Genomic DNA, 12,142 nt, shown 5'->3' with positions numbered 1-12,142 from the left:
CCCCTAAGGCGAGGCCGAAAGGCGTAGTCGATGGGAACCAGGTTAATAGTCCTGGGCCTGCCAGAAGTGACGAACACCGTAAATGGTTCGGTCTTATCGGATTGATCCGGGCCGTGGTGGTGTTCCAGGAAACAGCTCTGGCATATAGACCGTACCCGAAACCAACACAGGTGGGATGGTAGAGTATACCAAGGCGCTTGAGAGAACGATCTTGAAGGAACTCGGCAAATTGCCTCCGTAACTTCGGAAGAAGGAGGCCCCGTTTCAGGGCAACCTGGAGCGGGGGGCACAGACCAGGGGGTAGCGACTGTTTACTAAAAACACAGGGCTCTGCTAAGTCGCAAGACGACGTATAGGGTCTGACGCCTGCCCGGTGCCGGAAGGTTAAGAGGAGAGGTGCAAGCCTTGAATCGAAGCCCCGGTAAACGGCGGCCGTAACTATAACGGTCCTAAGGTAGCGAAATTCCTTGACGGGTAAGTTCCGTCCTGCACGAATGGCGTAACGACTTCCCCACTGTCTCCAAGGTCGACTCAGCGAAATTGAATTCTCCGTGAAGATGCGGAGTTCCCGTGGTTAGACGGAAAGACCCCGTGAACCTTTACTACAGCTTTGCACTGGTATTAACGATTGTTTGTGTAGGATAGGTGGGAGCCTTTGAAGCGTTGGCGCCAGCTTGCGTGGAGGCAACCTTGAAATACCACCCTGATGCTCGTTGATATCTAACCGAGCCCCGTGAATCCGGGGCCGGGACCCTGCATGGTGGGTAGTTTGACTGGGGCGGTCGCCTCCCAAAGAGTAACGGAGGCGCGCGAAGGTAGGCTCAAGCTGGTCGGAAATCAGCTGTTGAGTGCAATGGCAAAAGCCTGCCTGACTGCGAGGCTGACGGGCCGAGCAGAGACGAAAGTCGGTCATAGTGATCTGGTGGTTCCGCGTGGAAGGGCCATCACTTAACGGATAAAAGGTACTCCGGGGATAACAGGCTGATACCGCCCAAGAGTCCACATCGACGGCGGTGTTTGGCACCTCGATGTCGTCTCATCACATCCTGGGGCTGAAGCAGGTCCCAAGGGTTCGGCTGTTCGCCGATTAAAGTGGTACGTGAGATGGGTTTAGAACGTCGTGAGACAGTTCGGTCCCTATCTGCCATGGGTGTTAGGAAACTTGAGAGGATCTGTCCCTAGTACGAGAGGACCGGGATGGACGCACCTCTGGTGTACCGGTTGTCGCGCCAGCGGCACCGCCGGGTAGCTATGTGCGGACGGGATAACCGCTGAAGGCATCTAAGCGGGAAGCCTCCCTCGAAACCAGGTTTCCCTTGAGAGCCGTGGAAGACCACCACGTTGATAGGCCAGGTGTGGAAGCGCGGTAACGCGTGAAGCTAACTGGTCCTAATCGCTCGATCGGCTTGATCTTCAATGAATCTCTTTGGGGGTTCACGAACTCAACGCGCATCATACCTGAGTCCACGCTGGAACACCACATCACAATAACATAGAACACGAGACACGCCTGCCGATGTCGTCCCGTCAGACGATATGCTTGAGGGTCAAGGCGACGCGTTTCAACAGCCTGGTGGCTCTAGCGGGGGGCCTCCACCCGATCCCATTCCGAACTCGGCCGTTAAATCCTCCAGCGCCAATGGTACTACGTCTTAAGGCGTGGGAGAGTAGGTCGCTGCCAGGCTTTTGAAGCACGTCGCCCGGCCCAACCCGGCCCTGACGTCTTGCTAATCACGCCCTTTAAGATGAACTCACGAGCTTGGTGCGGGGTGGAGCAGCCCGGTAGCTCGTCAGGCTCATAACCTGAAGGTCGCAGGTTCAAATCCTGCCCCCGCTACCACGAAACATGGCGCCTCACCGCTTGCGCGGTGGGGCGTTTGTCATTGGTGGGCGCTTATTGCCTTGGAACCATTGGCAGGACCTTTACTAGTAGACTGCTCGGTCGAACTATTCCGATTTTTTCCTGGGTCTGTAGATGAGTTCAGGCAGAACAACCTCCCATTCGTCGATGTGGATGCCGCGTCTGTAATCTTCTTTGTTGTCGAGCATCCGCCATCGAACGATCGCACCGATCTCGCCGCGATGAAGCCCAGTACCATCGGGTGGCGCGAAGGCACGCGACATGTGACCGATAGACTGGCCCTGTTGGTTTCGGATGAACCAGTCATTACCCTTGGCGACCAGATCGATCGCATCGCCGATCTGTGCCCGGTCAATGGCCACGTGGGTTGGATGGCCGGTTGGCAGACGGCCAGCCCAGGACAGGTTGACGAGTTTCATTTCCGGCAGGACGTAGCGCTCTGCTCCCACCGATAGATCCTTGATGTCGGGAACAATCCGACGTCTGAGGACAGCATCCTCCGATGTGGTCAGGAACGGATGGTTACCCCTACTCAGTACTGTGAGGCTTCGTCTTGCGCGGGTCATGGCGACATAGAAAAGGCGGCGGGGAGCGTCACTGTCCTCGACCGCAGATTTTGCCTCCCAACCTCCATCCAGAATCACGACGTGATCGAACTCGAGACCCTTTGCCCGGTGCGCGGTCAGAAGCAGAAGGCCCTGCTGTTTGCCTCGGGTCTCTCGAGCCCACTCCGCAAACCACTCGACGAGATCGGCAACTGATATGGCTTTGCCGTCGACTTCTTCTTGGAGTGCGGTGATGCCCTCTCCAATCAGTTCGGTCCATTTGTTGCGGCCCTGCCTGCCGAGTAGGGCCCACAGCTCTTTGGTCTCAAGCCGACGTGTTTGTTTGCGCCGCAGGTCAGAAATGAAGGCCTGCATTTCACGAAGGCGCCAAATGTTGGGAAGTGTCTCGTAGGCCATCTCAACTGGAATCTGATGTGCCTCAGCCAAGGCGCGAACAGGTGTAAGAAAGCGCCAGTTTCGCGAGACGACAGCTGTCCTTGACCACTCCCACTCCGGTCCAGACGGGCGAGCCTCTCCAGCTCCTGGATCGCGGCAGCGGCCTGCACAACGTCGTCCGGCGAATATTCCACAAGTTGAACACGACCCATGGCAACACTGTCGAGAGAGGCCATGGCGCCACCGGCAGGATCCCGGGCACGCTCCCGGTTCACGACAATATCGCGGCCAATCTTCATACGATCCTGGGCCTTTTTGATTACCGTGTTGGCTGCGGCGACGATGTGCTGGGTCGAACGGTAGTTCTCGATCAGGAAGACAGGCTTGGCACGGTAGTCCTCCTCGAACTGGCGGATGAATCGGACCGAGGCACCGGCGAAGGCATAGATGTTCTGATCATCGTCTCCGACCGCGAATAGGCTCAGTCGCAGATCGGGGTCGTCAAGGGAACGGCCAGCGACCGCTGCAATCAGGGCGTACTCTTCGGGCCCAATGTCTTGGTACTCATCGACGAGAATCCAACGATAGCCCAGGATCAGACCCTCCCGCTGGGCTTCTGCTTCGGACTTCGTCAGACCCTCGCCGTTCAGGTGGCGCACGGCCTCAAGCACAATGCCATCAAAGTCATGGTCGGCACCCGATGCACCGGCAAAGCTCACGCCGACCAATCGCATGGCAAGGGCGTGGCAAGTCGAGATGGTCACTCCGTTGGCCTCGTCACCAATCAGTTGGCGCAAGCGGATCCGGATCTCGGCGGCTGCATGACGGTTGTAGGCGAGGACCAGGATGCCGCGCGGGTCCTCCCGTTTGACGCGCACGAGATAGGCAATGCGATGGACCAGGACCCTTGTTTTGCCGGATCCGGGTCCTGCCAGAACCAGCACGTTGGTCTGTGCCCGATCGTCGGAGACGATCTCCTGCTGAACGGGATCTCCCAAATCCTCGACAATCGACGTCCACGACTCGTTTGTCGTCTGACGTCTGATCTCTGCTTCGCGTCCGGGCAGCCAGCGCTTCAGGAAGGTGTCTCGATCCCGGGTGAAGTAATCCTCCGAAAGGCTGAGAGCCATTGCCATCGAGTTGAGGCCGGTCTCCGCGTAGGTAGCCATGACGTGGGTTTGGATGGTCTGCTCGAGATAGTGCTTTTCAAGCGGGCTAAAGTCCTTCTGGGTGAAGCCGTCTCTGCTCTTGCGCAAATGGACCGTCATTGCCGGACGGAAGACGGTCAACCCCTTGCCCAGCGTGAGCACTTCCTGCTCGTGGAGCCAGAGGAGTGCTCGCTCCATAAGTTTGCTCACATCCTTCACGGTATCGCGCAGAAGTGCATCGCCGTTGAGCCTCGCGAGCAAGTCACCCATGGTGGTTTCAACTTGGATGTCCTTGCCGCGTTTGCCTTTTGGTACCCTCTCCGTGAGGTGCCCAAGCAGGTGAGTGGCAGCCTGCTGCCGCAGCTCGGCGGTTTCAGATAGGACGGACCAGGATCGCCGCAGGGTGATCGAGAGCGTGTTGCGTGATTCCTTGTGCAGCCTGAGGTTGCCCCGGCCACCATCCTGGTCGCGGCCGTCACCAGCCATGCTGCGCACCAACTTCTCGACAATGTCCGGACGGACAATGTGATCATGACGATCGCGCAACATCTGGCACGTCTCCGACAGGTTCAGCGGGATCGTGTCGGTGGTTTCTGCGCCTGGCGCAAACTCCCGCATCAGCGCGATCAGGTCGGTTTCCAGTTGTGCGGCATGTTGCAACCGCTGTGATGATTGCCCCTCGACACCGACGTGAACGAAGATCGTGATGGCGATGTCGTTGCTGGCGATGCCAAGCGTTTCCAGATCAGCCATCGCCTTGTTAAGGCTCCGGCCGGTCAGACCGTTGGCACCCGTCAGTTCGTCAGTTGAAATGCCCTGGTCGGGTGGGGCGTTCATCAATTGATAGACGATCCCCAGCAGTTGCCTGCGTCTGGCGCCGGTAACGCTCGCGCTGGCGATCCGCTCCTTTGCTGCCTCCATGGTCGGAACCTTCAGCGAGGACGGGAACACTTGGACCCGGTTCTCTTCGCGGGTCAGCAACGTGGCCTCTTCGAGCCACGAGACTGCGATCTTGATGCGGGTGTCGTCTGTCGCACTGTCACGCTCGAACTCCCGATCCTGTTCGGCGTGGACGATTTCTCCAGTAGTCGCAATGACCTCGCCCTGCTTCGCCGTCTTGGTATCGAGGCGGCGAAGCGCCTTCAGGACCGCACCGATCTCGTGGCGAGCAAGGCGTGAACGTGCTGACAGCGAAAACTGACGCTCCACATCGTTCGTGGAGAACAGCAGAACGCAGGTTGCCGGCGCGCGATCGCGTCCCGCACGACCGGCCTCCTGCAGGTAGTTCTCCAAGGAGCTCGGAATGTCGCCGTGAACGACCAGCCGAATGTCCGGTTTGTCGATACCCATGCCAAACGCACTGGTGGCTGCAATGACACGCAGGGCTCCGACACGGAACCTCTCTTGGGTCTCGCGTTTCTCTTCTGGTGTCAGTCCGGCGTGGAACCGTTCGGCAGCGATGTCTTGCTGTTGCAGAAACTCGGAAACCCGCTCCGTTGCGCTTCGGGTCGCGCAGTAGACGACGGTGCCGGACGTACCTTCGGCCGGCAGGTTCGCCTCTATCACATCAAGGATATCGACGAGCTTGGTCTCCCGCTGCGTCGGTCGCACCTCGAACGTCAGTTTGGTGCGCTTGGCTCCCCCATCGAACAGGAGGAGATCAGCGCCGAGGCGCGATCGGAAATGGTCTCGAATGTCGCTGATGACATCCGGCTTGGCGGTGGCGGTAAGGCACAGGATCGGAGCAGGCGGTTCATCGCCTGAGAACTCCTTGATGAAACGGCTGACGTAGCGGTAATCCGGTCTGAAGTCGTGCCCCCATTTAGAGATGCAGTGCGCTTCGTCAAGTACCCAGAGACCGACCTCACGCTGGTTCAGCACGGACCTGACCGAGACACTGCGTAGCTGTTCGGGCGAGATCAGCAGCATTGCCGCGTCACCCATCCGAACCTTGTCGAGCGCATCCTGCCGCTCGGGCATGGAGAGCATGCCGTTGATGGTGACCGCAGAGGAGATGCCCGCGCGTCTCATGCCCTGAACCTGATCGGCCATCAGCGCCACCAGGGGCGAGATGACGACGGTCAGCGCACCGATCTTGTCGAACTTTGAGAGTGACGGAATCTGATAACAGACAGACTTGCCGGTTCCGGTTGGCAAGATGCCGAGGATGGCTTGACCGCGCATGGCCTCGTCAACAATCCGCTCCTGAAGGGATTCACCTTTGTCGTCGACGGGCTCAGGTCGAAACGCATCGAAGCCAAACCATCGTGAGAGGGCCTTCTTCGGATCATTCTGTTCTTTGCACCAGGGGCATTCAGCGCTGCCGCAGGCAGTATCACGCAAGCGCCGGACAATCCTGGCAGCATCTGGAAAGCTCTTGCGCACCCATGGCGGCATCACCGAGTTGCCGCCCGCCACCGAGATCCAGGCTAGGGCATAGGCCGTAGGCCAACTCAGTTCCGGACTTCCGATCCGCTCGAGCAGTTCCTCTGCCTGCGGTGCACACGACTGGCCTGACAGCAGACACTCAATGGCTTTCTGCGCAGCCGCGACTGACGGAACTTGTGCCCCGCGAATCTCGCGAAACACGGCATCGAACCCGGTTGATGGCTCTGAACGTGTGGTCAGGAAGTGATAGGCGGTCAGGGCATCCTGACTCTCGGCGTTCAGATTCGTGAAGGCGTCCAGTTGCCCTTCCAAGACTTGAAAGACGAGCTCAGCATCCTTTTCAGGGTCGTTCACGTGGCCCGCTTGGAGGCGTCCATCCTGATAGTGCTTGACCAGCCGGTGATAGGGATTGCGTGGAAAGGCGAGCGGGTTGAGCCAGAGCGTGTCAATCGGGCCCCTAACGATCTCTCCCAACCGCGGGCGCCTTGCCACCAAGTGCGGAAGGTCGTGCCTTAGGATATTATGGCCAATCATGTGATCGATGGTGCCGAGTGCCTCTTCGAGTGTATCGAGACACTGTTTCAAGCCGTTCTTGTCCAGGACGATGCTGTCGCCGAGTTTGTGTCGGACGGCTGCAAGACCGAAGATCTTTGCGGTTCTGGGATCCACCTCCAGGTCGACGGAAACACATCGCGCCAAGAAGCTCTGGAATGAACTGGACATCTGAATTGTCGAGCCGGATCGGCTTTGTTTATCCCGCTTTGAGCCCCAAGCGTGAGCGACGTCGGCTCACACAGTCTAGAGTATGGTCCCAGCTCCGTCCAAAGGCTGAGCCACTACTGTCGGGTAGCAGTTTATCTGCGTGGTGGTAGAGCCTTGGATCTTCTGCCCCAATCCAGTGGGCTCAGTGCCTCCGCCGCAAACAGCAAGCAGAAGCTGCTGCGGGCCCCCGCTACTACTTCGCAAGATAACGCGGCGTTCCGGATTTCCAAAGCGCCGTTTCTGATTCAGGGCTGGTCGATCACAAATCAGGCCGACAAGGTGCGTTATCGTCGGGCACCGCCCAATCGTGAGGCCCCGTACCGTCGTCCTGCGACAGAGTGGGAGATGAGAGTCTGGGGGAGGCTGCCATGACGACCGCACAGCCGATGATGTGCCGTTTCTTCGACAACGGCTGCGGCGTTCTCTTGGAGATCAAGGATGGCCGGCCCGTGAAAGTGCCCGGCGACCGCAACAATCTGGCCTATTCGGGGTGGTGCCGGTCACCGTAAGGTTTCGGTGGTGGCCGGCCCTGATCGTGTCGTGAGTGTGCGGTTCTGACGGGGGTGCGAGAGACGGCAAGAACAGGCTCGCCTCAGCCTGTCGATTGGTCTTCAATGCCGCGTCTTTCCGGAGATGTGTCGTGAAGCCTCCATCCAACGCCGCCACCAACGGCTGGTACAACGTCCTACCCGACCCACCGCCGGCCCGGCGGCCGGAGGGCAGCGTACGGGTGCCATGGGCGGTGGTGGGTGCTGGTTTCACCGGTCTTGCCGCGGCCCGCAGGCTTGCTGAGCACTATCCTGATCAGCCGATCGCGCTGATCGAGGCCGAACGGGTCGGCTTCGGCACGTCGGGCCGCAACTCCGGCTTCGTGCTTGATTTCCACTTCATGCCCTACCAGCTTCCGTTCCCCGACCAGGCGCTGGCTGAAGCCCGCAAGCGGCTGTCGAGCGGTGGCCTCGCCATTCTCTGCGACCTGGTCCAGGCGAACCAGATCGCCTGCCAGTGGCGGCAATGGGGCAAGCTCTGGGTGGCGGCAGGATCCGCCGGTGAGAAGGGGCTGGACGAGCAGCGCAGAGGCAACGACTCGCTCGGGGCGTCCCACACGGACCTCGATGCGGGCGAGATCGCACGGATCACTGGCTCCGGGTTCTACACCGGCGGTGTGAAGGTCGAAGGGACCGCGCTGGTCAACCCGGCCGCGTTGTGCCGCGGCCTGGTGCAGACCCTGCCCGGCAACGTCACGGTCTACGAGGACTCGCCGGTCCTGCGCCACCGGCGTGGTCGTCCTCACAGGCTCGAGACCGCGAACGGCGAAGTCGTCACCGATCAGGTGCTGCTCTGCACCAACGTCTTCTCGCCCTCGCTCTGCGTCGGCGGTTCCGCCATGGTCGCGTTGTCGATCTTCGCCAGCATCACGCGTCCGATGACCGATGAGGAGAAATCCGCGATGGGTGGCGACGGCAGCCATTTCGGATTGCTGCCGTCCTGCATGGGCGGCTCCACGCTCCAGCATACGCCCGACGGCCGTATCGTGATGCGCAACTCCGGCTACTACGGTCCCGGCGGCACGTCAGATACAGCGTTCATGGAACATGTTCGACGTATCCATGCGGAGTCGATCGCCAAACGCTGGCCGCAGCTTGCCGAGCTTGACATCGAACACACTTGGGGCGGCTGCGTCGCGATCACGCGTAACGAAGGTCATATCTTCGGTCGGCTCGGCGACGGGATGTGGGGCTCGATCGGGTGCAATGGCGCAGGCGTTTCCAATGGCACCATGGCTGGTACGCTCCTGGCCGACCACATTGCCGGCCAGGACTCCGATCTCTTGAGCGATCAGATGCGCATCCCTGCACCGGCGTGGATTCCGCCGGAGCCGATCCGTGGTTTCATCGGCCGTCGTCGTATCCGGCGCAACACCGTCGACACGACCGAACGCTAGAGCGGTGCCACCCAGAAGAGCCAGAGCTGGCCCATGACCAAGCCGCTGGCGAACGCGCCGAAGCCGCTCGCAAGCGGTGCGAAACCGGGCCGGTGCGCGTTTGTCGGTTGGACTCATGATGACGATCAGGAAGAAGGCGGCAAGCACCACTTCGGCCACCAGGCAGGCAATTGGCGTGTAGCGCTCGGTCGAATGCGAGCCGTAGCCGTTCGCCGCAAAGCCGCCGGCCGGGCTGAAGCCCGGCTGACCGCTCGCGATGACGTAGAGCATGACCGTCGCAAGGATGGCACTGACGACCTGGGTGCCCCAGTGAGGCGCGCTGTCTTTGGCGTCGAAGCGCCCGCCGGCTCAGGGGCCCAGTATGATTGCCGGATTGAAGTGGGCGCCCGAGATGTGGCCGACCGAGCCGTTCAGGATGGGTCGGAATACCTATTCTTCGCTGATCGGGAAACTCCACCCGACACCAACGGTGCCTGCGACGCTGGTCCATTTCGCGTCGACTACTGTCGTTCGCGAGTTGTTGGAGAAGACAAACCGGGGGTCGTAGCTGGCGAAGCCCTCAAGGTAGAGTGGAAGCTCATCGGATCACGTGAAGCCGGCACCCAGTTGCAAGGCCTGGAACTTGATGTCGCAGACGCCTGCATCGACCGAAAGCGTACTGGCAGTATCGTTGGGCACGACCGAGAGGCCGAGGATGGCGAGAACACCGCCGGCCTGCGACTGCACAGACCATTCTGGACTGTCGGTATGTCCTGAGCTTGCGCGTCTCTGGGCGGAGAGACGAGCAGGACACCGAGCAGTGCGTCCGTGAACATGCAACGTGCGCGGCGCGGGACAAGCATGCGGTTCCAATAGCAAATCATTGCGGGGACGCATGTTCGCGAGTTGAGTTATCTGCCGCGTTGCCGCTCGATGTCGGCCATGGCGTCCTCGCGCGACGAGAACATGCCGGAGGCCGCTGGTTGGTTGCCGCTCGGGCACATCGCGTAGCGCGCCACGCCCAGAGCATAAGCCGCGGCGGCCTTCTTGCTCCGATAGGCGAAGGCGATCCATGCCTCGGGCCAGATGTTGCAGTCGGTGTGATCGACCATCAGGAACCACTTCTTGCCCGTTGCTTCGAGCGCCGCGCTGATCCTGTCATAGAAGGCGTTAACGGCGGTCGAGCTGTCGAACTCCAGATCCGAGAGATCGAGTTCGGCGATGTTGGTTTCATGATCGAATCTGATTCTCTGCGCCGGCTCACCAGCGGCCAGCCCATCCGCCGGTTCGTCGTCCGCCCGCTGACCGGCGGCATAGACGGAGGCCGCCAGGTCATTGATGCCATGGTCCAGTCGGGCGCAGCCATCGAGCGCCATGTCGATGAAGCGGCGGCGATCGGCAACCGCCAGTTCCGGATGGTCGCGCAGGATTTCGAGCGAGCCGCGGACCGCGGTCAGCGGCGAGACAAAGTCGTCTTCGAGCTTGGTGTTGAGCGCCAGCGTGGGTGGCGCTGCTCCGTGCTCCTCAACCATGGCATGGTGCCCCGGAATCAGATCGCCAGGTACTGCTGGCGCAGATCCGCGTCGTCGAGCACCTCTTGGGCGATGCCGTCGAACACGACCTGTCCCATGTCGAGGATGATAGCTCGGTCGGCCAGGTAGAGCGCAGCGATCGCGTTCTGCTCGACAATGATCGTGGTCATGCCCAGCTTCTTGATCTGCTCCAGCGTCTTCTCGATTTCCTGGACAATGACCGGAGCCAGTCCTTCGTAAGGCTCGTCGAGCAGCAGCAGCTTCACGTCGCGCGCCAGCGTGCGGCCGATCGCGAGCATCTGCTGCTCGCCGCCCGAAAGCGTCGTTCCCTCCTGGTCGCGCCGTTCGCCCAGACGCGGGAAGAGATCGTAGATCCGTTCGATCGACCAGCCGACCGGCGGGGCGATCTGCGCCAGCTTGAGGTTCTCCTCGACGGTCAGGCCGGGAATGATCCGGCGATCCTCCGGCACAAGGCCGATGCCGATCTGGGCCGCCTGGTGCGAGCGCATCTCATGGAGCGGCTGATGGTCGAGCCAGATCTCGCCTGAGCGCAGCGCCGGGTCGTCGACCCGGGCGATGGCGCGCAGGGTCGAGGTCTTGCCCGCACCGTTGCGGCCCAGCAGGGCGACGATCTCACCCTCGCGGATGTCAAAGCTCACACCCTGCACGATGTAGCTCTCGCCGTAGTAAGCGTGAATATCCCAGCACGAGAAGTAGGCGGCCTGTCCACCCGTCGACAGGGTTGGCGCCTTGCCGGGGGCGGCACCCTTGAACTCGTTGCCGCTCAGGAGTGTGCTCTGCTCGGGCGCGGCGCCTGCCTGCGTGTCGGTCATAGGTGGGCTCCTCCGAGATAGGCTTCCTGGACCCGGGGATCGCCCTTGATCTTGTCGGGCATGTCCTCGGCGATCACTGTGCCCTGGGCGAGCACGGAGATACGGTCGGCGAGCGAGAAGACGACATGCATATCGTGCTCGATCACCACCATGGTGACGCCGCTCCGGGCGATCCGTTTCATCAGCTCGATCGTGTTGTTGGTGTCGGCACGCGCCATGCCCGCGGTCGGTTCGTCGAGCAGCAGAAGCTTGGGATCCTGCACCAGGCACATGGCGAGCTCGAGCCGCCGCTTGTCGCCGCGTGAAAGCTGGTCGGCCGTGACCTCGGCCTGATCGATCAGACCGACGTCGCGCAGACCTTCCAGAGCGCGCTCACGCACGGCGGTCTCATCGCCCACCGCCGTGAGCGCGTTGAGCTTGAAGGCGCCATCACGTTTGGCGAGCGCGGGAATGACCACGTTGTCCAGCAGAGTCAGGTCGCCGAAGATTTCCGGTGTTTGGAACACGCGGCTCACTCCGGTCTGGTTGATCTCATGCGGCTTCAGGCCCAGCAGGGACTGACCGTCGAACATGACCGTGCCGGTATCGGGCTCCAGGAGACCGACGAAGCAGTTGAGCAGTGTCGACTTGCCTGCGCCGTTTGGACCGATGATGGCGTGCACCGTGTTTTCCTCGACCTGCAGGTTAACGTTGTCGAGCGCAAGCAGGCCGCCGAAGCGCTTGTTGACGTTCTGAACGGTGAGAATGCTCATC

Annotated in this window: 6 protein-coding genes, 1 tRNA gene, 2 rRNA genes and 1 pseudogene (1 of these 10 only partly in view); 6 read left to right on the top strand and 4 right to left on the bottom strand. The window is 60.9% G+C overall.

The window, feature by feature from the left end:
- From GDA49_02290 to GDA49_02280, 3 genes are all read left to right on the top strand, one after another.
- Positions 1–1,417 (top strand): 23S ribosomal RNA (locus tag GDA49_02290); it begins 1,353 nt to the left of the window's first position.
- A 152-nt stretch (positions 1,418–1,569) separates the two neighbouring features.
- Positions 1,570–1,684 (top strand): 5S ribosomal RNA (gene rrf / locus GDA49_02285).
- A 79-nt stretch (positions 1,685–1,763) separates the two neighbouring features.
- A tRNA-Met gene (locus tag GDA49_02280) sits at positions 1,764–1,840 on the top strand.
- Between the two features lie 107 nt (positions 1,841–1,947).
- Here the strand turns inward: GDA49_02280 and GDA49_02275 are convergent.
- Positions 1,948–7,061 (bottom strand): annotated as a pseudogene (locus tag GDA49_02275) (RecQ family ATP-dependent DNA helicase).
- Between the two features lie 407 nt (positions 7,062–7,468).
- Between GDA49_02275 and GDA49_02270 the strand changes: the two are divergent.
- The 3 genes from GDA49_02270 (at position 7,469) to GDA49_02260 (ending at position 9,801) form a co-directional block, all read left to right on the top strand.
- Complete coding sequence (locus GDA49_02270) at positions 7,469–7,609, top strand: hypothetical protein (GenBank protein ID MBC6439244.1); 141 nt, start codon at positions 7,469–7,471, stop codon at positions 7,607–7,609.
- 131 nt (positions 7,610–7,740) lie between these two features.
- Positions 7,741–9,045 carry an FAD-binding oxidoreductase gene (locus GDA49_02265; protein MBC6439243.1) on the top strand — a complete coding sequence of 435 codons (1,305 nt, stop codon included), beginning with the start codon at positions 7,741–7,743 and terminating at the stop codon, positions 9,043–9,045.
- A gap of 33 nt (positions 9,046–9,078) precedes the next feature.
- Entirely contained in the window at positions 9,079–9,801 is a 723-nt protein-coding gene (locus GDA49_02260) for a hypothetical protein (GenBank protein MBC6439242.1), read from the top strand.
- A 134-nt stretch (positions 9,802–9,935) separates the two neighbouring features.
- Here the strand turns inward: GDA49_02260 and GDA49_02255 are convergent, their stop codons facing one another.
- Genes GDA49_02255 through GDA49_02245 form a run of 3 tightly spaced genes read right to left on the bottom strand, consistent with a single transcriptional unit; the run spans position 9,936 to position 12,141 of the window.
- The gene (locus GDA49_02255) at positions 9,936–10,556 is read right to left on the bottom strand and encodes a hypothetical protein (protein ID MBC6439241.1); all 621 of its coding nucleotides are present in this window, start codon (positions 10,554–10,556) and stop codon (positions 9,936–9,938) included.
- 17 nt (positions 10,557–10,573) lie between these two features.
- Entirely contained in the window at positions 10,574–11,389 is an 816-nt protein-coding gene (locus GDA49_02250; GenBank protein ID MBC6439240.1) for an ABC transporter ATP-binding protein, read from the bottom strand.
- Entirely contained in the window at positions 11,386–12,141 is a 756-nt protein-coding gene (locus GDA49_02245; GenBank protein MBC6439239.1) for an ABC transporter ATP-binding protein, read from the bottom strand. The genes GDA49_02250 and GDA49_02245 overlap by 4 nt, the downstream gene beginning before the upstream one ends.
- Between the last annotated feature and the right edge of the window lies 1 nt (position 12,142).

It is taken from the genome of Rhodospirillales bacterium (assembly GCA_014323865.1).
Taxonomy (GTDB): domain Bacteria; phylum Pseudomonadota; class Alphaproteobacteria; order SP197; family SP197; genus SP197.
Note: the sequence above shows the minus strand (reverse complement) of the source record. Positions and strands in the feature narration are given on the sequence as shown.

Coding starts and splice junctions, on each gene's coding strand:
- GDA49_02270 (MBC6439244.1), top strand. CDS start 7,469: ATGACGACCGCACAGCCGATGATGTGCCGTTTCTTCGACAACGGCTGC.
- GDA49_02260 (MBC6439242.1), top strand. CDS start 9,079: ATGACCAAGCCGCTGGCGAACGCGCCGAAGCCGCTCGCAAGCGGTGCG.
- GDA49_02255 (MBC6439241.1), bottom strand. CDS start 10,556: ATGGTTGAGGAGCACGGAGCAGCGCCACCCACGCTGGCGCTCAACACC.
- GDA49_02250 (MBC6439240.1), bottom strand. CDS start 11,389: ATGACCGACACGCAGGCAGGCGCCGCGCCCGAGCAGAGCACACTCCTG.
- GDA49_02245 (MBC6439239.1), bottom strand. CDS start 12,141: ATGAGCATTCTCACCGTTCAGAACGTCAACAAGCGCTTCGGCGGCCTG.